Origin of the sequence: Lentzea atacamensis, from assembly GCF_003269295.1 — a bacterium.
GTDB lineage: Bacteria > Actinomycetota > Actinomycetes > Mycobacteriales > Pseudonocardiaceae > Lentzea > Lentzea atacamensis.
Map to the genome: position 1 here is coordinate 106,255 of NZ_QLTT01000012.1, position 21,320 is coordinate 127,574.

Sequence of the window (21,320 nt, forward strand, 5' to 3'; positions counted from 1 at the left end):
TGGACGGCTTCGTGGCTGACCCGCACAACGGCTTCGGCTGACTGTCCCGCACGACCGACCAGCACGGGTGCGATCCTCGGCGGCAGGAAGGGGTGGGAGGAGGTTCCGGACCCCAGCGCCCCGTACGGCGGCCAGTTCGTGGGAAAGCTCTTCATCCTGACCCACCACCCCGAGGACGCGACGCCTGCGGAGGGCGTCACGTTCCTGACCTGCGACGTGGCCGAGGCGGTGCGGATCGGCCTCGAGGCTGCGGACGGCAAGGACCTCGAGGTGTTCTCGCCGACCATCGGCCGTCAGCTGATCGAACGAGGGCTCGTCGACGAGATCACCCTGCACATCGCGCCCGTGCTGCTCGGCGACGGCCTCCGGCTCTACGACAACCCCGGCGGTGCGCCGATCCACCTGCACCGGCTCGACACCGACGACCCCCACTCGGAGGTGGACGTCCGGTATCGGCCGGTGCGGGAGACCGTCAGCCCTTGACCGCGCCCGAGGCGAGGCCGGTCACCAGGAACCGTTGCACCAGGTAGAAAACGATGATCGCGGGAATGGCGACCAGGATGGAGGCGGCGGCCAGGTGGCCCCACTCCGTCCTGTTCTGCTGCACGAACACCTGCAGGCCCACGGCCAGCGTCTTCGACTCGTCCGCCGCCGACAGGAACGCCGAGGCGAACGCCACCTCACCCCACGCGGTCAGGAACGCGTAGAAGGACGTGACCGCCAGGCCCGGCTTGGCCAGCGGGAGGATCAGCCGCCAGAACACGCCGAACGGCGACAGGCCGTCCACGCGTCCGGCCTCGTCGATGTCCGCCGGCACCGTGTCGAAGTAGCCCTTCAACATGTAGGTGCAGAACGGCACCGCGGTCGTGCAGTAGACCAGCACCAGGCCGATCGACGTCCCGTTCAGGCCGAGCGCGAGCAGGATGTTGTACAGCGGCACGATCAGCACCGCGAACGGGAACATCTGCACCAGCAGGAACGACATCATCAGCCCGCGCTTGCCGGGGAACCGGAACCGCGACGCCGCGTAGCCCGCGGTCGCCGAGATGAAGACACCGATGACGGTCGTCATCAACGCGATCACCACGGAGTTGCCGAACCAGGCGAGGAAGTCCCCCTTCTCGCCGGCGAGCACGCGGGTGTAGTTGTCCAAAGAGGACTGGTTGAACAGCGTCGGGGTGGGCTCGACCGCGCGGGCGTCCGGCTTCAGTGAAGTGACGAACACCCAGAAGACCGGGAACACCGCGATGATCGACGCGACGACCAGAGCGCTGTGCAGCAACACCGAGGCGCCCCTGGACCGGTCCGCCCGGCGCAACCGGCGCTCGGGAGCCTTGACCACCTGGAGGGACGAAGCATCGAGCGTCATCACCACACCTCGCCCTGCTTGCGCAGCGCCCGCCGGTACACCGTGGCGAACACCAACAACACTGAAAGGATCAGCACGCCGTAGGTCGACGCGATGGCGTAGTCACGGGACGCGCTGGAGAAGAACCGCTCGAACGCGTAGGTGACCAGGATCCGGGAGTTCGGGTTCGGGCCCGCGATCAGGTAGATCACCGCGAACATGTTGAACGTCCAGATGATGCCGAGCAGGACCACCGTCGACGACACGGAACGCAGACCGGGCAGCGTGACGTGCCGGAACCGCTGCCACGGCGTGGCACCGTCCATTTCGGCCGCTTCGTAGAGATCGCCCGGAATCGACTGCAGGCCACCGAGAAGGGCCACCATCATGAACGGCACGCCCAGCCACACGTTCACGATGATCACGGAGACCAGTGCCCAGTTCGACTGGCCGAGCCACACCGGGTCCGGCAGGCCGACCGCGCGCAGGACCTGGTTGATGATCCCGTACTGCGCGTTGAACATGTACTTCCAGGCGAACGCGCTGATGAACGCGGGCACGGCCCACGGCAGGATCAGCAGCACGCGGTAGATCGTGCGGCCGCGCACCTGGCGGTTCAGCAGCAACGCCAGGCCGAGGCCGATCGTGTAGTGGAAGAACACGCACGAGAACGTCCAGATCAGCGTGCGGACGAGCGTGTCCCAGAACGCGCCGTACGACTCGCCGCCGGACAGGACGCTCAGGTAGTTCTTGAAGCCCACCACGTCGTAGGACGCGGGCCGGTCGAGGACCGGGTTGGCGATGTTGCCCTCGTTGATGTTCGTGAAGGTGAAGAACACGCCCTGGGCGAGCGGGTAGAGCACCAACACCGCGATGACCACCACGACGGGCAGCACCATCGCATACGCGTACCAGTACCGGTCCAGGAACCGACGCACCGAGACTCTCCCCTCAGGCGAACGGCCGGGGCGGAAGGCCCCGGCCGTTCAACACCAGTCAGCCGATCGAGTACTCGGGAACGACCTTGTCCTTGTACGCCTTGGCGACGTCGTCAAGGGCAGCCTTGGCGTCCTTCTTGCCGGCGAGGAAGTCCGCGTAGCTGATCTTCAGCGGGTCGAAGAGCTCGCCGCCCTCCGGGATCCACGGACGCTCGTGCGCGACCTTGGTGACCGGCTCGAACGCGGCGACGACGGCGTTGGCCTTGACGTCGGCGTTCTGGTAGGCCGACTTGCGGCTCGGCAGCAGGCCCAGCTCCTTGGCGATGGCGGCCTGCGACTCGACCGACGCCATGCACTGGATGAACTTGATCGACGACTGCTTGGCCTTGGTGGCCTTGCGGATCACGTAGTCGTGGCCACCGACCGGCGCGCTGCCCTTGCCCGCGGACGGACCGGGAACCGGCGCGATGCCCAGGTTCGACTTGTCGGTGAACGCGGCGCCCTTGAGGTAGTCGGCGACGGCCCACGGGCCGTTGATGACCATGGCGGCCTCACCGGACGAGAACGCGGCCTGCATGTTCGAGTACGAGTTCGTCGCGTCGAGCGCCGTGGTCGCGGCCTTGCTGTCGAGCAGGCCCTTCGCGGTCTCCAGCGCCTTCACGTTCTGCGCGGAGTTCACGACGATCTTCTTGGCGGACGCGTCGACCAGGTCGCCGCCCTCGCCGTAGATGAACGGCAGCGCGTAGTACGCGTCGTTGTTGAGGAAGAAGGCCTTCTCACCACCCAGCTTGGCGGCCGCGGCCTTGAGCTCGTCCCAGGTCTTGGGCGGCTCGACACCGGCGTCGGCGAGCTTCTTCTTGTTGTAGAGCAACGCGAGCGAGTCGGTCACCTGCGGCACGGCGTAGGTCTTGCCCTCGTACTTCGTGGAGCCCAGCGGGGCCTCCAGGAAGTCGGAGGTGTCCTTCGCGAGGTCGGTGTCCGACAGGTCCTCGACCAGGCCCAGCTTCGCGAGCTGCGGCACCCACGCGACCTCCGCGCGGAAGACGTCCGGGCCCTGACCACCCTGAGCAGCGGTCTTGTAGTTGTTGAGCGCGCCGTCGAACGCCTGCGTCTCAACCTTGACCTTGTAGCCGCCCTTGGTGGCGCAGTCCTCCGCGATCTTCTTGAACACGGGGCTCTCGTTGGGGCCGCTGGTGTCCCAGAAGGTCACTTCGCCCGTGTCGGATCCGCTGCTGCTCGATCCACCACCGCCACAGGCGGTGAGCACGAGGGCGACACCCGTCGCCATGGCGGTCACGAGGGTTGTCCGTCGCATCGTTGCTGCCGTTCCCTCCAGCTGGGCCTCATCTCCCGGCGAGATGAGGGACTTGCAAGGTTTTGCGTCAATGTTGCGGGCGATTTCACTACCGGAACCATGGTCAGGTCAAGGCATCGTCCGTAACCAAGCCGTAACGGCACCGTCTTGCAAGAGCGCGTTGCAAAATTTTTCTGAACGCGGCAGGCTTGCGCCGACCCAAGCTGAGCAGGGAGGCAACGTGTCCGGACTGTCCGAGATCGCCAGGGCAGCCGGGGTGTCCATCTCGACGGTGAGCCGCGTGCTGAACCGCCGGGCCGGCGTCAACGAGGAGACTCGGCAGCGGGTGCTGTCGGTCCTCGCGGAGATGCCCTACACCCCGCGCGGCCTCGGTGCGTTGCAACGCACCGGCGTGATCGGCCTGCTCGTGCCAGAGCTCTCGAACCCGGTCTTCCCCGCGTTCGCCGAAGCCCTGGAGACGCGTGCGGCCCGCCTCGGCTACTCGTCGCTGCTGTGCAACACCCGCAGCGGCGCTCCGATGGGTGAGGAGGAGTACGTCCGCATGCTCCTGGCCCGCGGGGTCGAGGGCATGGTGTTCGTGTCACCGGAGATCACCAACGTCGAGGTGCCGCTCGGTCAGGCGCCGCGCCCGAGCTACTACGCGAAGCTCGTGGCCGACGGCGTCCACATGGTCTTCCTGAACGGTGCCACGCCCGCGCTGGACGTGCCCGACGTGACGGTGGACGAGCAGCTCGCGGGTTACATGGCGACCAAGCACCTGATCGAGCTCGGCCACGAGCGGATCGGGTTCGTCTCGGGTCCGGCGCGATCTCTCCCCTCACGCCTGAAGCGCGCCGGGTGGGCCGCTGCTCTCGAGGAGAACCACCTGCCGGCGGGCTCGGAGTACGTCGCGCACGGGCCGTTCAGTGCGGAAGGCGGCGGCGTGGCCGTGGGGCAGCTGCTCGACACGGTGACGCCGACAGCGGTGATCTGCTCGTCGGACCACATGGCTCTTGGTGTCATGCGCGAAGCACACCAACGGGGGATCTCCATTCCTGAAGATCTCTCGGTCGTCGGGTTCGACGACATTCCGCTGGCTGCCTACTCGTCGCCCGCTTTGACGACGCTCGCGCAGCCCATCGAGGAGATGGCGGCCGCCGCCATCGACGAGCTCGTACTCCGTCTGGATCCGGATCGCCGCAGGCAGGACAGGGACAACTACACCCGCGTCTTCCGCCCGCGGCTCGTCGTGCGGGAGTCGACGGCGCCTCCCAAGTGAGATGCCGTTTGGTCTGGACCAACTTCTGAACAAGGCAGATGGGTCAACCAGGGCGGATGCGTCATTTGAGGGACACAGGTCACCCTCGCTTCACGAATTGGTTCTGAACCGTTACGGTCACTTCATGGCGCGGTCGATGCATGTGCGACGTCCGGCGACGCTGGCCTCTCTGGCCGCTGAGCTGGGCGTTTCCCGGACAACGGTGTCCAACGCGTACAACCGTCCCGACCAGCTCTCCCCCGAGCTGAGGCGGCGGGTGTTGGACACGGCCCGAAGGCTGGGTTACCCCGGCCCGGATCCTGTGGCGCGCTCGTTGCGCACGCGCAAGGCGGGTGCGGTGGGCCTGTTGCTCACCGAGAACCTCTCTTATGCGTTCCGCGACCCGGCCGCGATCGGCTTCCTGGAGGGCCTCGCGCTGGCGTGCGAGGACGCCGGCACCGGTCTGCTGCTCGTCCCGGCCAACCCCGAGCGCGAGGACGTCGCGTCCGTCCACCGCGCGGGTGTCGACGGCTTCGTCGTCTACTCGGTGCCGGACGACGACCCGCACCTCGCCGCCGTGCTGGAGCGTCCCGTTCCCACCGTCGTCTGCGACCAGCCCGACCTCGGCACCGTCGACAGGGTCGGCATCGACGACCGCGGCGCGATGTACGAGCTCGCGAAGCACCTGATCTCGCTGGGCCACCGCCGCGTTGGCGTCGTGTGCATGCGCCTCGCGCGTGACCGCAACGACGGCTTCGTGACCGCGGAACGTCAGCACGCAGCGCACTTCCACGTACAGCGCAACCGCCTGTCCGGCCTGGCCGAGGCGTTCAGCGAGGCAGGCGTCGACTGGTCGCAGGTGCCCGTCGTCGAGCGCTTCGACCACAACATGGCTTCCGGCGCCTCCGGTGCCGCCCAGGTGCTCGACAAGGACCCGCAGATCACCGCGTTGATCTGCACCTCGGACGTGCTCGCGCTCGGCGCGATGACCGAGGCCGCGCGACGTGGCCTGCGCGTGCCGCACGACCTGTCGGTGACCGGCTTCGACGGCATCCGCGAGGCGGAGGCCGCCGCGCTCACGACGGTGCGTCAGCCGGTGCTGGAGAAAGGCCGTGCCGCGGGCAAGCTGCTGCTCGACTCGAGCGAGCGGACCCGGCCGCGGTCGGTGAACCTCGCGACCGAGCTGATCATCGGCAAGACGTCCGCCGCGCCGCGCGGTGGAGCCGAAGAACGTTGGTTCGGTCCGTGATCACCACTCGAGCCTGAACACCACCGGTGAGCTGGCCTTTCCGGCCAGCTTCGCCACAAGCAGGTAGTCGCCGGGCCCCAGCCGGGTGTGCGCTCCGCACCCCGGCTTCGAGGTGGAGCCCGCCCACTTCGTGCCGTAGTTGAAGAGCTCCTTGGGCTGCATCACCCGCACCTCGGAGCCCGCCGTGGCCAGGCAGTGGTTGCTGGACCACAGCAGCGTCGCGCCGTCCGCGCTCATGACCTGCAGCTCGCGGTGCTGGCGCCCGATGTCCTTGATGCACGGCACCGGCCCGTTGTTGGCCACGTCCATCGACAGTTCCGGCTGGTCACCGATGGTGTAGAAGGGCTTGTTGGCCTTCGCCACGATCCCGATCACGTCGTCCGGGCAGGGCTGCGGCGGCCCTGGCGGTGGAGGCGGTGGCGTGGTCTCCGTCGGGGACGGCGGCGCGGTGGTCGACGAGGACGACGGAACCGCCGTCTCGGACATGCTCGGCGGTGGGTTGGAGGACGACGCCGCTGCCGCGTTGGTCGGCTGGGCGGAGTCCTCGCCGGATCCGAAGAACCCGACGATCCAGATCACGAGCAGCAGTGTGACCAGTGCGGCACCGATCGCGGCGACACGACGGCGCCAGTACACCGAGGAAGGCAGCGGTCCGGTGGGCTCGATCACGGCCCGAACGTAGCCGGACGGGGTGGAATCGAGCGGTAGGCGAGCATCGCTCGATCGGCTGAACGTGATATTGGCCGGAAACCCCTTGTGAACGCGCACTAACTCAAGTTCCATCGAGCGGGGGTCCGCCGGTAGGCCATGGAGGTGTCATGACCGCGATCGACGAACTGCTCAAGCGGAACTACGAGCTCGGGAACGTGGTTCCTGGAGACCGTTCGTCCGCGAAGCCGTCCCTGCAGGTAGCAATCCTGACCTGCATGGACTCGCGCATCCGGGTGTTCGAGATCTTCGGGTTGAAGCAGGGTGAGGCGCACGTGCTGCGCAACGCGGGAGGTGTCGTCACCGACGACATGATCCGCTCGCTGGCGCTCAGCCAGCGCAAACTGGGCACGCGCGAGGTGCTCCTCGTGCACCACACGAACTGCGGCCTGGAGATGGTGACAGAGGACGACTTCAAGGACGAGCTGGAGGCCGAAACCGGCCTGCGCCCGACCTGGGCCGTCGAGGCGTTCAAGGTGGTCGAGCAGAGCGTGCGCGGTTCGATGGCCCGCCTGCGCCGCAGCCCGTTCATCCCGCACACGGACAAGATCCGCGGGTTCGTGTACGACGTGCACACCGGTGAGCTGCGCGAGGTCGACGCCGTCGACACCAAAGCCGCCTGAGTTCTGGTGCTGAGGGCCCTTCCGGGAAACCGGCAGGGCCCTTTGCGCGAGAATGGCGGCGATGAATCACGAGTTGCTGCTGGGCTGGTGGGACACCGCCGCACGCGACCTGCCGTGGCGCCGGCCTTCCTGCACCGCCTGGGGTGTGCTGGTCAGCGAGATCATGCTGCAACAGACGCCGGTGGCCCGCGTCGAACCGATCTGGCACGAGTGGCTGGCGCGCTGGCCGGTGCCGAGCGCGATGGCCGCGGCGTCGCAGGGCGAGGTGCTGCGCATGTGGGGCAAGCTCGGCTACCCGCGCCGGGCTCTGCGGCTGCACGAGGCTGCTTCCGCCATTGCCCGCGATCACGGTGATGTCGTGCCCTCGGACGTGGAGACCCTGGAGTCGCTGCCGGGCATCGGCAGCTACACGGCTCGTGCGGTGGCCACGTTCGCGTACGGGCAGAAGTGCGCTGTCGTCGACACGAACGTCCGCCGGGTCGTTGCGCGCGCGGTGCACGGTGCCGGTGATGCCGGGCCGCCGTCGACCAAGCGTGATCTCCGGGACGTCGAGGCCATCCTGCCGGAGGACCAGGAGGACGCCGCCGTGTTCTCGGCGGCGTTGATGGAGCTCGGGGCGTTGATCTGCACCGCCAAGAACCAGAAGTGCGCGGACTGCCCGCTGTACGCCGAGTGCGCGTGGCAGCTGGCCGGCCGCCCCGCCTATGCCGGGCCGGTGAAGAAGGTGCAGCAGTTCGCCGGCACCGATCGCCAGGTGCGCGGCAAGCTCCTGGACGTGCTGCGCGGTGCGCCCGGTCCGGTGCCCAAGGCGCAGCTCGACATCGTCTGGAACGACATCACGCAACGAGAGAAGTGCCTGGTCTCGCTGCTCGACGACGGTTTGGTCGAGCAGACGCGAGACGGCCTGTTCGCGCTACCCGGGGAGCATTGATGCACGCGCTGGTGGCGTTCTTCGACGACGAGGCGGACAAGCAGGTCCGTGACCTGTGGCGGCGGATCGGCGCACGTCACGAGTACCCGCCGCACCTCACCTACGCCGTCGCGAGCACGATCGGTCCCAAGGTCCGCAAGGAGCTGCGCGAGGACCTCGAACGGCTGTGGATGCCGGATCTCTGGCTGCACACGCTCGGCACGTTCTCGACGGTCGACAACGTGCTGATGCTCGCCGCTGTCGTCGACGCCGAGCTGCTGGCCGTGCACTCGGCGATCCACGACGTGCTGGCCGGCCACGTGAAGAACCCGAGCGCGTACTACCTGCCCGGCAGCTGGGTGCCGCACTGCACGCTAGCCGCGGACATCGACGACGAGGCGATGAAGAAGGCGTTCGCCGAGGTCTTCCCGGTCGAGCCGATCCGCGCGAAGGTCCGCGAGGTTTCGATCGTCGACACTCAGACCGGCGAGATCGACGTGCTCAAGAAGGCCTCCACGGCACCTCGGTAGACCCACGGCGCGGTGGCGTGCACGACGTGGCCCGCCTCCGGCACGTACAGGTACTGACCTCGGGAACGCCGCGCGGCCTCCTCCATCTGGCCCGGCAGCTGACCGCCCTGACCTGCCTCGATGACCAGTGACGGGCACCTCACCTCGTCGATGAACTCCCAGTACGCCCGCGTGCCCCACTCGGCGGCGATCTCGTAGAGGTCGTCCATCGAGGCGATCAGGTGCCAGCCGTCCTCGCGTTCCTCGAAGTACTCGGCGAACACCTGCGCGCCGAAGAACGACGTCACGTGCGCCACCGACTGGAACGGCACCGGCCAGGCGTCGAAGAACCACTTCCACTCGTCGACGGTCCTGCCCCTGTTGTCCGGGGCGAAGTCCTCGACCACAATCGCCCGGACCAGGTCCGGACGGGTCGCCGCGAGACACCACGCGTGCAGCCCGCCCATGGAGTGCCCGATCACCACAGCGGGTCCGAGGCCGAGGTCCTCGATCGCCTTCGCGGCGTCGGCGACGAAGTCCTCGGTGCGGAACGGTCCCCGCTGCGGGTTGCGGCCGTGCCCGCGCTGGTCGATGCCGACGACCCGGCCGAGAGGTTTGAGCCACTGCGCCACCGGCCACCAGGCAGTGGCCCTGCTCATCAGACCGTGCAGGAGCAGTACGCCTTGCCCAGTTCCGCCGAACTCCACCACCGACACAGGGATGATTAACGCATGAAGGCCCGTCCGTACCTGATCGCCCTGGTGTTGATCGTGCTCGTCGCCGGCCTGCTCGTCGTGTTCCGCACGCCGGGCGGGGACCCCGCGAAGCAACAACGCCAGGAGACGTCCCCGCAGGCAGCCGTGGAGGCCGGTGCGGGGGCGGGCGACGCGTACTACCCGACGGACGGCAACAGCGGCTACGACGTCACGCTCTACGACCTGGCGATCACCTACGACCCGTCGTCGCAGCAGCTGGACGGCGTCGCTTCCATCACCGCCACCGCCGCCGACGACCTCTCCCGGTTCAACCTCGACCTGGAGGGCCTGAAGGTCAGCGACGTCAAGGTCGGCGGACAGCCCGCGAAGTTCGCGCAGGAGGGCGACCACGAGCTCGTCATCACGCCGTCGTCCCCGATCGCGAAGGGCAAGCCGTTCACCGCGGTCGTCACCTACGGCGGCAAGCCCACGACGATCGACGACGCCTCGCTGGGCCGCAGCGGTTGGCAGATCTCGTCGACCGGCGGTGCCTTCGCCGCAGGTCAGCCACACTCCGCGACGACCTGGTTCCCTGCCAACGACACCCCGCGCGACAAGGCGGCCCTGAAGCTCGCGGCCCGCGTCCCGGACGGCTGGACGGCCGTGTCGAACGGTCTCGAGGGCCCTGTGACGCGGGACGGCGGCTGGACGACGTTCAACTGGTCGGAGGAGACGCCGCTCGCGACGTACCTGGCCACGGTGGCGATCGACAAGTTCGAGATCGTGCGCGGGAAGCTGCCGAGCGGCGCGCCGGTGCTCGACGCGTACGCACCCGGCACGTCTTCCTCGAAGAAGCCGATCCAGGCTCGGTTGCCCGAGGTCCTGGCGTTCCTGGAGACGAAGTTCGGCCGGTACCCGCAGCGCGCGGCCGGCAGCATCTGGGTGGCCGACCAGATCGGGTTCTCGCTGGAGACCCAGACCCGGCCGGTCTACGCGTCGTGGGCGGACCTGGAGACGGTCGTGCACGAGAACGCGCACCAGTGGTTCGGCGACTCCGTGACGATCGAGAACTGGGCGGACATCTGCCTGAACGAGTGCCTGGCGTCCTACTCGCAGTGGCTGTGGCTGGAGAAGGAGGGCACCGACCTCGACGAGCGCTACCGCGGTCGGGTGGAGGAGCTGCGCGGCCGGTCGTCGTTCTGGGCTCCGAAGCTCTACGACATGGGCAAGGGCAACGAGTTCAGGGGCGTCTACGACAAGGGCATCATGGCGATGCACGCGCTGCGCAAGCAGGTCGGTGACGACGTGTTCTTCAAGGCCCTGCAGTCGTGGACGACCAAGCACCGCGACTCGAACGCCTCGTGGCCGGAGTTCGAGAGCCACTTCAAGGAGGCCTCCGGACAGCAGCTGGACGGGTTCTTCGCGGCGTGGTTCCGGGGCTCGGGCATCCCGGAAGACCAGTACCTGCTGCCTGTCGGTGTGCGGCGCTAGCGCCGTGGTCTGAAGACTTGCCGGGCCACGGCGCTAGTGTGGGTCGCATGGCAGTCGTGAAGATCAATGCGATCAAGGTTCCCGAGGGTGCTGGCCCCGAGCTGGAGAAGCGGTTCGCCGCCCGCCTCGGCGCGGTCGACGACCAGCCCGGCTTCCTCGGCTTCGAGCTCCTGCGCCCGGTCGCGGGAGAGGACCGCTACTTCGTCGTGACGCACTGGGAGACCCACGAGGACTTCGTCGCGTGGCGCGACGGTCAGGCCGGCCAGGCTGCGCACTCCGGTGAGCGCGCCAAGCCCGTGTCGACCGGTGCCGATCTGCTGGAGTTCGAGGTCGTGCTGGGGAGCAAGCCCAAGCAGTGACAGAGCTCGACCACGCTTACGACCAGGCAGCCGAGCTGATCGCCGGTGCGGACGCGGTGCTCGTCTGCGCCGGCGCCGGCATGGGCGTCGACTCGGGTCTGCCGGACTTCCGCGGCACCGAGGGCTTCTGGCGGGCCTACCCGCCCTACGAGCGCCTCGGGCTGAAGTTCGAGGAGATCGCCGACCCGGTGCACTTCGCCGACGATCCCGCGCTGGCGTGGGGTTTCTACGGCCACCGGCTCGGCCTGTACCGCGCGACCGTGCCGCACGAGGGCTTCGAGATCCTGCGCTCCTGGGGTGCCCGCGTCTTCACGTCCAATGTGGACGGCCAGTTCCAGAAGGCGGGCTTCACGGACGTCGCAGAGGTCCACGGTTCGATCCACCACGCCCAGTGCGTGGAACCGTGCACCGACGAGATCTGGGAGTGCTCGTTCGACGTTTCCGTGGACCCGGCCACGATGCGCGCGGTGGGCACGCTGCCGTCGTGCCCGTCGTGCGGCGGCCTGGCACGGCCCAACATCCTGATGTTCGGTGACTGGGGCTGGGTGCCGCACCGCAGCCAGTCGCAGCTCGACGCGCTGACGGCCTGGCGACGCACGCAACAGCACCTGGTCGTGCTCGAGATCGGTGCCGGTACCGCGGTGCCGACCGTGCGGCGTCAGGCAGAACTGGCCAGCGCCGCTTCCGGTTCGCTGATCCGGATCAACACCCGCGAGCCCGCCGTCCGGCACGGCCGAGGCGTTTCCCTGCCGGTGGGCGCGCTGGAAGCCCTCACAGCCTTGGCACGACGAACTGCGTGACGACGGCCCGGTGATCGCTGCCGGGCACGTCGAACACGTCCAGCGTGTCCACCGGGCACCGCGAGTCCACCAGCACGTGGTCGATCGTCACCGGCGGCGGCCAGAACCCGCTGTTGCTCGGCCAGGTGTGGATCAGCCCCTTGCCGACCTGGTCAGCGGCGTCCACGTAGCCCTTGTTGAGCAGCCGCGTGATGCCCACGTGGTCGAGCGTCGCGTTGAAGTCACCCGCGAGCACCCTGATCGCGCCCGTGCTGTCGCGGCTGGGCAGCCCGGCGAGCTCGCGCTGCCACGCCTCCGGCCCTTCGGTCACGACCGGCGGCAACGGGTGCACCGACACGACCTCGATGTCCTTGCCCGGCAGGTCCACCAGCGCACCCGCCTGCTGCAACGTGCCCGGCGGCGTGAGATCCCGGCGCGCGAGCGGGTACTTCGAGGCGATGCCGCTACCCGACCCACCCGGCTCGGCCAGGAAGACCCGGTTGGGCAACACCTGGTTGAGGCCCGCCCGTTCGAGATCCCGCACCATCTCGGGCGTGAGCTCCTGCATGGCCAGGATGTCGATGCCGCGAGCCCTGACCTCCCTGACGATGAAGTCGGCGTCCGCGATGCCGGTGAGAAGGTTCGAGGTCATCAACCTGACCTGCTGCCCCACCCCGTTCGGCCGCGAGTCGGAAAACGCCCGCGGCGCCACGTTCGCCACCAGCACAATCCCGACAAGCGTCATCGTCAGCCCAACGGCCCACCTCTTGCGAAACAACGCCCCCAGGCCGATGAGCAGCCCTACGACCGTGATGTACGGGATCAGCGACGTCGTGGCGACCATGTACCTGGTGCCATCGATCCCGAGAATCCTGACCATCGCGGCCGCGACGAACGCGACCGCGCACACGACCAGCAGAAAGGTGGCGAATCCGTTCCGCGGTGCCTTGACCTCGGTGGTGACCACGTCGTGCAGTCTCGCCGAGTGCTCGTCAGTCTCCGGTGTGGTCCCCACAGCCAAGGGACGGCCGACGGCCCGTTCGCGTTGCCTGCCGAAGTTGTCAGACCCCTCCGGCATCCTGAGCACACACCGACCGGACGGAAGTCTCATGGGAGCCGAGGACTGGCTGCTCTTCTACGCATCCGACGACGTCAGAAGGTCCTGCGCGCGTCACCGAAGATCGACCGCGAGGCCACGTCGGCGTTGATCCAGCGGCTTTACCCGTCGCACGAAATCCACCCGATAGCGGACGACTGCCTGGACCCACCGAAGGGCGAGGTTACGCCGCCGTCTTCCCCGGCCTGGCCATCGTCTGCACCAGGGACGCCGCGAACGACGCCCCGACCCACCCGCCCCCGCACTTCGTCCACGAAGCCGCGGGCCGCATCCTCTACCTGCACGCGATGCACAGCGTCGTCGACTTCTTCGCCGACGCGATCTGGGAGCCCGCCGGCACCCTGCGCCGCTCGTTCAGCCTGTCGCCCGACAGCGGCGTGATCGAGGACATCGGCGCTCCCCTGCCGTTCGAGGAGAAGTACCTGGCGGGCGACCCGGAGTTCCTCGAACAGCTGGAGGAGGACGACGACCATCCGTTCCGCTTCCACCCGCTCGACCTGGCGGAGATCGTGCTGGTGGGCTACGCCGTGACGCCGCGCTGACTCACACCGCCGCTGCGGGGTGCCTCGGCCGCGCACCGGGCATGCGGTCGAGCAGCCCGCAGATCGTGTCGACCACACCCATCAACTGATCCGGTTCGATGTGGTCGCTCAGGACGATGTACACGAACCCCGACTCGAACGTCAGCCGCAAGCGACTCGCCTCGACCGGCAGGTCGTTCTCCCGGTCCAGCAGCCAGTGCAGCGCATCGAAGTTCAGCTCCCTGCTCGCAGCGGCAGGATCGCTGCCGTAGGCGAAGAACTCCTGGTCCATCGGTGGCGCCAGCCGCACTCGATGCCATTCGACGTGATCGTTCTGCGCCGTCGACGGCGGCTTGGACACAAAGCCTGTCCACAGTCTTTCGATCTGTTCAGGCGTGAGCGGGTTTCCGCTGCTCGTGTACTTGGACGGCCGGATGATCCGCATCGGGGCCATGCGTGCTGTGGCCACCTCGATCCGGTGCTCCTGAACCCACTTCACTCCGTAGCCGGCGGGGTTGCTCACCCGTACCGACGCCTCGGTGACCCGGACGTGCCACTGGCCACGCTGCACGTCCAGTGCCAGGTCCCACCGCGGTTTCGACCGCCGGAGCAACGTCGCGAAAAAGCCTTCGACGTGTTCGACAACCGGCCCGCGGACACCTGCCGACCACGCGGCGGTATCTCCCCCTGGCGCGATCACCTGCCCGCCGATGCTGTCCGCCAGTGGAGTCAGCGCGGCGACCTGCTCGGCCCGGGTCCTCCGGTGAGTGCGGAAGTTCAACCACCGTCGCACGATGAGGAACACGATCGCCAAGGCGACCATGGCCAGGAAAGTGGGGCTGAGCAGGAGGTCCAGCAAACCCTTTTTCACGTTGTCCATCAGATGTCCAGGTAGCCCTTGATCTGTTGCTTCGAGTAGTCGGTCCCGGTATCGCGCGCCTCGTTGGCCTGCTGCTGCAGCGAGGTGTTCCGCAGCCCCTTCTCGTTACGTCCGTCGAGTTGCGCAGCCGCCTCTATGCCGACGGCTTCACCCATCGAACGCCAGAAGCCCTGGTTCACCCGTTCGCCGACGATTCCCTTCGAGCTGTTCATCTTGTCAACCCAGCCCTTGTGCAGATCGCGCCTGCCGAGGTTCTTCACGGCACCGTCCGCGACCGAGACGTTGGCCTTCTTGTCCGCCATGGCCTTCTTCATCGCGGCGCCCACGTTCCTGGTCCTGGTCACCAGGTTGCGCAGGAACTGCACGATCTTGCTCAGGAACGCTTTGAGCCTGGCAATGATGCGCGACACCCGGCTCGCCGTCGTCGCGGCCCGCACACCGGTCAGGGCTCCCGCTGCGGCGGTCGACGACCCGAAGCTGGGGACGGCGGCGGCGAGCGCGGGGATCCAGATCATGACCAGCCAGATGATGAACTCGGTCAGGATCGCCTTGAGGAGGTCCTCGATGACCTGCATGATCATCGAAGAGGTCAGCAGCAACTCGGACAGCTCACCGGCCTGGCCGATCACCCCGTCGATGCCGCTGGCGAACTCACCCAACTTCGTGGCTGCCGCGTCGGCCGTTTCGCCACCCCAGCTCTGCACCGAGCTCTGCAGGTCGCTGTTGAACGCCTCCTGCAGCTTGGTGAGACCCGCGGCCAGCTTGCCGAAGTTCTCACCGGCCTGCTGGAGCGCCGGGCCGTCGCCGCTGACGAAGTGGATCGCATCCTCCAGCGGCTCACAGATGCTGATCAGGAAGCTCAGGCCCTGGTTGACCAGCCAGCCGATCGGATCGAACGCGATCTGCCCCGCCTCGCTGAACGAGTTGATCAGCGCGCTGCCTTCGGACGCCAGCGCTGTGATGCCACCCGCTTCTCCGGTGTTTCCCGCCGCCTCCAAGGCCTTCTTGAAGCTGCCGTAGAACGGTGCGTTCTCGACCGCCTTCTCGGCCGTGGTCTTCTCGCCGATCTTGACCTGGTTCTCTTCGCCGGTCAGGCCGGGAACGTCGTACGGTTCTTCCGCCACGACCGCGCTACCCCCGCTCAACCTGAATGCCGTTGAGGAGCTGCTTCAACGCCTCTTCCTGCTGCGCATAACCCTCCGCGGTGTCGCGGAACTTGCCCGAACCGGACCGCAGGCCGTCCTGCATCGCCTGCATCGTCTCCTTGAGGTCACCGAGCATCTGCGTGTACTGGTCCTTGACGAAGATTCCGACGACACCCCAGGACTTGTCGCCGACATCGGCCATGGCGATCAGCTCGGCGATCCTGCTCGCCGAGCTGTGGTGACCGTCGAGCTTGCTCGCGAACTCCCTGAGCTCGTCCGGGTTGACGCTGAACCCGCTCATCGGCCGTCCTCGTCGTCGTAGAGGTTCAGGAACTTCCCGTCCTGTTTGGGCGGTGCGGCGGGAGGCGGCTGCGACGACCTCTCGTTCCACGAGTTGCCGCGCATGATGTTCTGGTCGGAGAAGTCGTCGTGCGGCAGGGGCGCGGGCCTGCGCGGCGGTGCGGGCGGCCTGACTGAGCCGACTTGAGGCATGGGCGGCGGCATCGGGGGATGCTGCGGTGCGGGAGCGACGGGTGCGGCTTCTTCCGCCCTGACGGTGCGAAGTTCCTCTTTGGACATTCCGAAGAGCTGCGCCTGGGTTTCCAGGACCTGGTCGGACAGCTTCATGTCCGTGCCGATCGCACCTTCGACGATGTCCGCCTGGCGGCGAGCGGCTTCGGCGACGGCCTGCTGCAACGTCGACATCAGCTCGGCGGCCAGTGCTTGCGGTGGTCTGCGCATGGCCTGGTCGGTCAGCCTGATGTCCTTGATGGTGCCGGACGGTCCAGCCACGACTGTCACGGCGCGGTCGGCCGAGGTGGCGACCGCTTCCATCTCGGTCAGCTGCTGCTGCATCTCGCCGATGTTGGCGAACTGCTGGTCAACGCGCTGCATTCGAGCTTGGAACTGCTCGAACTGAGCGACGAGCTGTTCGAATGCTGCCGACGGCACAAGAACCTCCCCCAGGGCTTCGCTGGCTCGCAGTGATCGCGAGCGGCGCCATAGTGGCAGGAGGTGTTTCCGGTTCGCGGCGAAACGGACGAATCGATGTGGCCGAGTGACCCGCGTGACAGACGGGACGGTCAGACGACCGCTGTGGGGTCCCTCGGCTCCACGCCGGGCATGAGGTCGAGCGTCTCCAGGATCATGTCGACGAGGAAGACGAGTTCGTCGGGCCGCACCTGCCCCTGACACACGGTGTGAACGAATCCGTCCTCAAAGGACAGCGAGAAGAACTCCAGCCGCATCTTTCGCGGCGGCACCATCGTCGCGATCTCGATGCAGTGCTCGTACTCCAGAAGCGCTTCGGTGAACCTCGGCTTCGGGTTGCACGCCTCGGTCACGCGTACGTGCCACGGCCCGTGCCGGAAGTCCAGCGACAGCTCGGCTTCCGGCTTCGAGCGCTGCAGCCGGGGTGACCACGCCCCGGCCTGACCCTGGCCGGACAGGGAGCCGTCCAGCGTCTTCGCGAGCTCGGCCATGGCCGGAGATCGGCTGGCGAGCGCCTCCGAGCGTGCGCGGGCGCGCCGATGCGGGAGCAGTGCGGCCATGACGACCGAGATGGCGATGACGACCATGACGTGTGGCTGCAGCAGGATCGCCAGGATCTCCATGTGTCCTCCGGCGGAGAAGGGGACGGTCGTCTTCCTCTAGAGGTGCCGTGAGCGGAGATTGTTGAGTCCGCGGACGAGAACGGCCCCCGGGCGGAGTGCCTGGGGGCCGTTCTCAGCTGGCTAGATCACTCGGCGTCGTTCGCCGGGGACTCCTGCGGCTCGGTGGCAGCGGGAGCGGCGAGGTCGACCGGCGGGGCGTCCGGAACGCGGTTCGGCTTGGCCTCGCCGCGGAAGACGAAGCGCGCCTTGTCGTGCTCGTCGGACACGCCGTCCCAGCCCTCGACGTCGGTGATGATGATCTGGCCCGGCTGGATCTCGCCGAACAGGATCTTCTCCGACAGCTGGTCCTCGATCTCGCGCTGGATCGTGCGGCGCAGCGGGCGGGCGCCCAGCACCGGGTCGAAGCCGCGCTTGGCCAGCAGGGACTTCGCCCTGTCGGTCAGCTCGAGGGCCATGTCCTTGTTCTTCAACTGGGTCTCGACGCGGGCGATCATCAGGTCCACCATCTTGATGATCTCGTCCTGAGTCAGCTGGTGGAAGACGATGATGTCGTCGATGCGGTTGAGGAACTCGGGGCGGAAGTGCTTCTTCAGCTCGTCGTTGACCTTGTTCTTCATGCGCTCGTAGTTGGACGCGGTGTCCTGACCCGAGGTGAAGCCGAGGCCGACTGCCTTGCTGATGTCGGACGTGCCCAGGTTCGACGTGAAGATGATGACGGTGTTCTTGAAGTCCACCGTCCGGCCCTGACCGTCGGTCAGGCGGCCGTCTTCCAGCACCTGGAGCAGCGTGTTGTAGACCTCCTGGTGGGCCTTCTCGATCTCGTCGAAGAGCACGACGGAGAACGGCTTGCGGCGCACCTTCTCGGTGAGCTGGCCGCCCTCTTCGTAGCCGACGTAGCCGGGAGGGGCACCGAAGAGCCGCGACGCGGTGTAGCGGTCGTGGAACTCGCCCATGTCGATCTGAATGAGCGCGTCGTCCTCGCCGAACAGGAAGTTCGCCAGCGCCTTCGAGAGCTCGGTCTTACCGACACCGGACGGGCCGGCGAAGATGAACGAGCCGGAGGGGCGCTTCGGGTCCTTCAGGCCGGCGCGGGTGCGGCGGATCGCCTGCGACACGGCCTTGACCGCGTCGACCTGGCCGATGATCCGCTTGTGCAGCTCGTCCTCCATGCGGAGCAGACGCGTGGTCTCCTCCTCGGTGAGCTTGAACACCGGGATGCCGGTCCAGTTGGCGAGGACCTCGGCGATCTGCTCGTCGTCGACCTCAGCGACGACGTCCAGGTCACCGTCCTTCCACTGCTTCTCCCGCTCGGCTTTCTGGCCCAGGAGCTGCTTCTCCGCGTCACGCAGCTTGGCCGCGCGCTCGAAGTCCTGCGCGTCGATCGCGGACTCCTTGTCGCGACGCACGTCCGCGATCTTCTCGTCGAACTCGCGCAGGTCTGGCGGCGCGGTCATCCGGCGGATGCGCATGCGAGCGCCCGCCTCGTCGATGAGGTCGATCGCCTTGTCCGGCAGGAACCGGTCGTTGATGTACCGGTCGGCCAGCGTGGCGGCGGCGACCAGCGCGGAGTCGGTGATCGAGACGCGGTGGTGCGCCTCGTACCGGTCGCGCAGGCCCTTGAGGATCTCGATGGTGTGCTCGAGCGACGGCTCGCCCACCTGGATCGGCTGGAAGCGGCGCTCCAGCGCGGGGTCCTTCTCGACGTGCTTGCGGTACTCGTCGAGCGTGGTCGCACCGATCGTCTGCAGCTCACCACGAGCCAGCATCGGCTTCAGGATCGACGCGGCGTCGATCGCGCCCTCGGCCGCACCCGCGCCGACGAGCGTGTGGATCTCGTCGATGAACAGGATGATGTCGCCGCGCGTGCGGATCTCCTTGAGAACCTTCTTCAGGCGCTCTTCGAAGTCACCGCGGTAGCGGGAGCCCGCGACCAGCGAACCGAGGTCGAGCGTGTAGAGCTGCTTGTCCTTGAGCGTCTCGGGCACCTCGCCCTTGACGACCATCTGCGCCAGCCCCTCGACGACGGCGGTCTTGCCGACGCCGGGCTCGCCGATGAGAACCGGGTTGTTCTTGGTGCGGCGGGACAGCACCTGCATGACCCGCTCGATCTCCTTGGTGCGCCCGATCACCGGGTCGAGCTTGCCCTCACGGGCCGAAGCCGTGAGGTTGCGCCCGAACTGGTCGAGGACCAGGGACGAGGACGGCGTGCCCTCACCACGACCGGTCGACTCCGACGCGCCCTTCTCCGTCGAGTAACCGGACAGCAGCTGCAGCACCTGCTGCCGCACCCTGTTGAGGTCGGCACCCAGCTTCACGAGGACCTGCGCAGCAACGCCCTCGCCCTCGCGGATGAGCCCGAGCAGGATGTGCTCGGTGCCGATGTAGTTGTGGCCGAGCTGAAGCGCCTCGCGCAGCGAGAGCTCCAGGACCTTCTTCGCACGGGGGGTGAAGGGGATGTGTCCACTCGGAGCCTGCTGGCCCTGGCCGATGATCTCTTCGACCTGCTGGCGGACGCCCTCCAGCGCAATCCCCAACGACTCGAGCGCCTTGGCGGCGACACCTTCACCCTCGTGGATCAGACCCAGGAGGATGTGCTCGGTGCCGATGTAGTTGTGGTTGAGCATCCGTGCCTCTTCTTGGGCAAGGACAACCACCCGCCTCGCGCGGTCGGTGAACCTTTCGAACATTCGCACTCCCTGACTGCTGCGTCGGCGGTCCTCGGCTCCACCGATCTACCCTGGTGAGCGCGGCACCGTGGCTCCACTGTAGTGGGCGGTACCGAGGCCTGTGGTTCCCGTCAGCGGACAGTCGCGTCCGGCCAACCCTGACACCCGCATCAACGCAGGTCGGGAGCAACGGATTCCACAGATCGGGCGATGTCCGCTGAGCGCGAACAACCAACCGTTGAGCGACACTCCTGTGATCGGGACCACTCGGACAGGCGCAGGAAGGGCAAACTTGGGTAAGGTTAGGCAAGCCTCATTCAGATGAGATAGGACTTGCGCGTTGACCGTACCTGCGAGGGTCTCACAGCAGAACCCGCGTGCGCTCACGCCACTGGCCGAGTCCATCGCCCGCCTGGAGACCGACTCCGAAATCCGGTTCGGCATTCCTCCGACTTCCTGGACGATCTGCTCGGACCTGCTGGCCGAACCCGCGCGCTTCGACCTGTGGCGCAAGGACCTGGCCGAATGGATGGCCGAGCAGTACGGCGAGTCCGACGACCGAGCCACCGCCGGCTACATCATGGGCTGGTACCTGCACATCCCGGGCACCATCGCGGGTCTCCTCTTCCACACGGCCCGCCGCGTCCCCACGCTCAAGCCCTCCGACATCGCCTTCCGCACCAACACCGACGGCCGCCCCCACCCGGACGGCATCTCCGTCCTCTCCGACGAGTTCGCCTGCCTCCCGGACGACCCGGCCTCAAACCACCCGGCAGCCACCGTCGTGGCCAACGAGGCAGCCCTTGCCGCCCTGCTCCGAGCTCGCTATGCCGCCCACGCAGCCCAGTTCGTGGCCTCCTTCGGCCAGGTGGTCCGCTTCGGCCGCCGCACCCTCTGGGCAGCCGCGACCGACATGCTGGAGTACGGCGCCTGGGCAGCGGGCCGGGTCTGCGGTGACGAGAACGGCGGCGTGACCGACGCCGCGCTGATCCTGCCGGAGAAGCTCGACCCCTTCGTCTCCGCTTCGACCCTGCACCTCACCACGGAGGGCTGGAAGCGCAAGCGCAACAGCTGCTGCTTCCACTACGTGCTCCCGGAGGCCGAGCCCTGCACGGCCTGCCCCCGCACCTGCTCCTGAGCAGGCCCGCGAGCCGCACCCGACAAGTCAGGGAAGGTCCCCCCGCGCCAACGAGGGGACCTCCGCGTCTGCGTCATCC

The 21,320-nt window shown here is 67.6% G+C and carries 23 protein-coding genes; 11 read left to right on the forward strand and 12 right to left on the reverse strand.

The features are described from left to right. Positions 1 to 138 precede the first annotated feature (138 nt). The gene (locus C8D87_RS38920) at positions 139 to 483 is read left to right on the forward strand and encodes a dihydrofolate reductase family protein (RefSeq protein ID WP_325049754.1); all 345 of its coding nucleotides are present in this window, start codon (positions 139 to 141) and stop codon (positions 481 to 483) included. Here C8D87_RS38920 and C8D87_RS38925 read toward each other — a convergent pair. From C8D87_RS38925 to C8D87_RS38935, 3 genes are read right to left on the reverse strand one after another with little or no spacing between them, the layout of a single operon-like run. Further along, on the reverse strand, positions 473 to 1,369 hold the full coding sequence (locus C8D87_RS38925; protein ID WP_109633073.1) for a sugar ABC transporter permease: 897 nt from the start codon (positions 1,367 to 1,369) through the stop codon (positions 473 to 475). The two genes, C8D87_RS38920 and C8D87_RS38925, sit on opposite strands and share 11 nt — an antisense overlap. After that, complete coding sequence (locus tag C8D87_RS38930) at positions 1,369 to 2,286, reverse strand: carbohydrate ABC transporter permease (RefSeq protein ID WP_407656816.1); 918 nt, start codon at positions 2,284 to 2,286, stop codon at positions 1,369 to 1,371. Before C8D87_RS38930 ends, C8D87_RS38925 begins: the two co-directional genes overlap by 1 nt. Positions 2,287 to 2,344: 58 nt before the next feature. Beyond that, positions 2,345 to 3,601 carry an extracellular solute-binding protein gene (locus C8D87_RS38935; RefSeq protein WP_112231090.1) on the reverse strand — a complete coding sequence of 419 codons (1,257 nt, stop codon included), beginning with the start codon at positions 3,599 to 3,601 and terminating at the stop codon, positions 2,345 to 2,347. A gap of 220 nt (positions 3,602 to 3,821) precedes the next feature. On the opposite strand from C8D87_RS38935, the gene C8D87_RS38940 reads away from it, so the two are divergent. Together C8D87_RS38940 and C8D87_RS38945 are read left to right on the forward strand one after the other, a co-directional pair. After that, the gene (locus C8D87_RS38940; RefSeq protein WP_109631264.1) at positions 3,822 to 4,859 is read left to right on the forward strand and encodes a LacI family DNA-binding transcriptional regulator; all 1,038 of its coding nucleotides are present in this window, start codon (positions 3,822 to 3,824) and stop codon (positions 4,857 to 4,859) included. Between the two features lie 124 nt (positions 4,860 to 4,983). Further along, entirely contained in the window at positions 4,984 to 6,087 is a 1,104-nt protein-coding gene (locus tag C8D87_RS38945; RefSeq protein ID WP_112231357.1) for a LacI family DNA-binding transcriptional regulator, read from the forward strand. Here the strand turns inward: C8D87_RS38945 and C8D87_RS46500 are convergent, their stop codons facing one another. Continuing rightward, the gene (locus C8D87_RS46500; protein ID WP_146231395.1) at positions 6,088 to 6,756 is read right to left on the reverse strand and encodes a hypothetical protein; all 669 of its coding nucleotides are present in this window, start codon (positions 6,754 to 6,756) and stop codon (positions 6,088 to 6,090) included. 149 nt (positions 6,757 to 6,905) lie between these two features. Here C8D87_RS46500 and C8D87_RS38960 point away from each other — a divergent pair, with 149 nt between their 5' ends. The 3 genes from C8D87_RS38960 to C8D87_RS38970 all read left to right on the forward strand — a co-directional run bounded on the left by C8D87_RS38960 (position 6,906) and on the right by C8D87_RS38970 (position 8,858). Continuing rightward, positions 6,906 to 7,418, forward strand: a complete 513-nt coding sequence (locus tag C8D87_RS38960) for a beta-class carbonic anhydrase (protein ID WP_109631254.1) — start codon at positions 6,906 to 6,908, stop codon at positions 7,416 to 7,418. A gap of 61 nt (positions 7,419 to 7,479) precedes the next feature. Further along, entirely contained in the window at positions 7,480 to 8,349 is an 870-nt protein-coding gene (locus C8D87_RS38965; RefSeq protein WP_109631251.1) for an HhH-GPD family protein, read from the forward strand. Beyond that, complete coding sequence (locus tag C8D87_RS38970) at positions 8,349 to 8,858, forward strand: 2'-5' RNA ligase family protein (RefSeq protein ID WP_211337136.1); 510 nt, start codon at positions 8,349 to 8,351, stop codon at positions 8,856 to 8,858. Before C8D87_RS38965 ends, C8D87_RS38970 begins: the two co-directional genes overlap by 1 nt. Here C8D87_RS38970 and C8D87_RS38975 read toward each other — a convergent pair. Then, a complete protein-coding gene (locus C8D87_RS38975) occupies positions 8,807 to 9,553 on the reverse strand; it encodes an alpha/beta fold hydrolase (protein WP_215732610.1) in 747 nt (248 codons plus the stop codon). The two genes, C8D87_RS38970 and C8D87_RS38975, sit on opposite strands and share 52 nt — an antisense overlap. Before the next feature lie 15 nt (positions 9,554 to 9,568). Between C8D87_RS38975 and C8D87_RS38980 the strand changes: the two genes are divergently transcribed. The 3 genes from C8D87_RS38980 to C8D87_RS38990 are packed head-to-tail and all read left to right on the forward strand — an operon-like array spanning position 9,569 to position 12,182. Beyond that, complete coding sequence (locus C8D87_RS38980) at positions 9,569 to 11,023, forward strand: M1 family metallopeptidase (protein WP_112231093.1); 1,455 nt, start codon at positions 9,569 to 9,571, stop codon at positions 11,021 to 11,023. A gap of 47 nt (positions 11,024 to 11,070) precedes the next feature. Next, on the forward strand, positions 11,071 to 11,382 hold the full coding sequence (locus C8D87_RS38985; RefSeq protein WP_109631240.1) for an antibiotic biosynthesis monooxygenase family protein: 312 nt from the start codon (positions 11,071 to 11,073) through the stop codon (positions 11,380 to 11,382). Next, positions 11,379 to 12,182, forward strand: coding sequence for an SIR2 family NAD-dependent protein deacylase (locus C8D87_RS38990; RefSeq protein WP_233442496.1), 804 nt, complete (start codon positions 11,379 to 11,381; stop codon positions 12,180 to 12,182). Before C8D87_RS38985 ends, C8D87_RS38990 begins: the two co-directional genes overlap by 4 nt. Here C8D87_RS38990 and C8D87_RS38995 read toward each other — a convergent pair. Further along, positions 12,154 to 13,128 (reverse strand): endonuclease/exonuclease/phosphatase family protein, encoded by a 975-nt coding sequence (locus tag C8D87_RS38995; protein WP_112231362.1) that lies wholly within the window; start codon positions 13,126 to 13,128, stop codon positions 12,154 to 12,156. The genes C8D87_RS38990 and C8D87_RS38995 overlap by 29 nt on opposite strands. A 287-nt stretch (positions 13,129 to 13,415) precedes the next feature. Here C8D87_RS38995 and C8D87_RS49365 point away from each other — a divergent pair, with 287 nt between their 5' ends. Continuing rightward, entirely contained in the window at positions 13,416 to 13,820 is a 405-nt protein-coding gene (locus C8D87_RS49365; protein WP_411711532.1) for a DUF6928 family protein, read from the forward strand. Between the two features lies 1 nt (position 13,821). On the opposite strand, the gene C8D87_RS39005 is transcribed toward C8D87_RS49365, so the two are convergent. The 6 genes from C8D87_RS39005 to C8D87_RS39030 all read right to left on the reverse strand — a co-directional run bounded on the left by C8D87_RS39005 (position 13,822) and on the right by C8D87_RS39030 (position 20,124). Next, positions 13,822 to 14,679, reverse strand: coding sequence for a hypothetical protein (locus C8D87_RS39005; RefSeq protein ID WP_112231097.1), 858 nt, complete (start codon positions 14,677 to 14,679; stop codon positions 13,822 to 13,824). Then, the gene (locus C8D87_RS39010; RefSeq protein WP_112231099.1) at positions 14,679 to 15,803 is read right to left on the reverse strand and encodes a WXG100 family type VII secretion target; all 1,125 of its coding nucleotides are present in this window, start codon (positions 15,801 to 15,803) and stop codon (positions 14,679 to 14,681) included. The genes C8D87_RS39005 and C8D87_RS39010 overlap by 1 nt, the downstream gene beginning before the upstream one ends. Before the next feature lie 7 nt (positions 15,804 to 15,810). Further along, positions 15,811 to 16,125, reverse strand: a complete 315-nt coding sequence (locus C8D87_RS39015) for a WXG100 family type VII secretion target (protein ID WP_112231101.1) — start codon at positions 16,123 to 16,125, stop codon at positions 15,811 to 15,813. Continuing rightward, on the reverse strand, positions 16,122 to 16,775 hold the full coding sequence (locus C8D87_RS39020; RefSeq protein WP_411711531.1) for a YbaB/EbfC family nucleoid-associated protein: 654 nt from the start codon (positions 16,773 to 16,775) through the stop codon (positions 16,122 to 16,124). The genes C8D87_RS39015 and C8D87_RS39020 overlap by 4 nt, the downstream gene beginning before the upstream one ends. A gap of 131 nt (positions 16,776 to 16,906) precedes the next feature. Next, positions 16,907 to 17,437 carry a hypothetical protein gene (locus C8D87_RS39025; protein ID WP_112231103.1) on the reverse strand — a complete coding sequence of 177 codons (531 nt, stop codon included), beginning with the start codon at positions 17,435 to 17,437 and terminating at the stop codon, positions 16,907 to 16,909. Between the two features lie 125 nt (positions 17,438 to 17,562). Then, entirely contained in the window at positions 17,563 to 20,124 is a 2,562-nt protein-coding gene (locus tag C8D87_RS39030; protein ID WP_109631222.1) for an ATP-dependent Clp protease ATP-binding subunit, read from the reverse strand. Positions 20,125 to 20,443: 319 nt separating this feature from the next. Between C8D87_RS39030 and C8D87_RS39035 the strand changes: the two genes are divergently transcribed. Beyond that, positions 20,444 to 21,241, forward strand: coding sequence for a (2Fe-2S)-binding protein (locus C8D87_RS39035; RefSeq protein WP_233442497.1), 798 nt, complete (start codon positions 20,444 to 20,446; stop codon positions 21,239 to 21,241). The last annotated feature ends 79 nt before the right edge of the window (positions 21,242 to 21,320 follow it).

Bases quoted from the DNA above. Each gene is read 5' to 3' on its own strand.
- C8D87_RS38925 (WP_109633073.1), bottom strand. From the start codon at position 1,369: ATGACGCTCGATGCTTCGTCCCTCCAGGTGGTCAAGGCTCCCGAGCGC.
- C8D87_RS38935 (WP_112231090.1), bottom strand. From the start codon at position 3,601: ATGCGACGGACAACCCTCGTGACCGCCATGGCGACGGGTGTCGCCCTC.
- C8D87_RS38945 (WP_112231357.1), top strand. From the start codon at position 4,984: ATGGCGCGGTCGATGCATGTGCGACGTCCGGCGACGCTGGCCTCTCTG.
- C8D87_RS38960 (WP_109631254.1), top strand. From the start codon at position 6,906: ATGACCGCGATCGACGAACTGCTCAAGCGGAACTACGAGCTCGGGAAC.
- C8D87_RS38965 (WP_109631251.1), top strand. From the start codon at position 7,480: ATGAATCACGAGTTGCTGCTGGGCTGGTGGGACACCGCCGCACGCGAC.
- C8D87_RS38970 (WP_211337136.1), top strand. From the start codon at position 8,349: ATGCACGCGCTGGTGGCGTTCTTCGACGACGAGGCGGACAAGCAGGTC.
- C8D87_RS38980 (WP_112231093.1), top strand. From the start codon at position 9,569: ATGAAGGCCCGTCCGTACCTGATCGCCCTGGTGTTGATCGTGCTCGTC.
- C8D87_RS38985 (WP_109631240.1), top strand. From the start codon at position 11,071: ATGGCAGTCGTGAAGATCAATGCGATCAAGGTTCCCGAGGGTGCTGGC.
- C8D87_RS39005 (WP_112231097.1), bottom strand. From the start codon at position 14,679: ATGGACAACGTGAAAAAGGGTTTGCTGGACCTCCTGCTCAGCCCCACT.
- C8D87_RS39015 (WP_112231101.1), bottom strand. From the start codon at position 16,125: ATGAGCGGGTTCAGCGTCAACCCGGACGAGCTCAGGGAGTTCGCGAGC.
- C8D87_RS39025 (WP_112231103.1), bottom strand. From the start codon at position 17,437: ATGGAGATCCTGGCGATCCTGCTGCAGCCACACGTCATGGTCGTCATC.
- C8D87_RS39030 (WP_109631222.1), bottom strand. From the start codon at position 20,124: ATGTTCGAAAGGTTCACCGACCGCGCGAGGCGGGTGGTTGTCCTTGCC.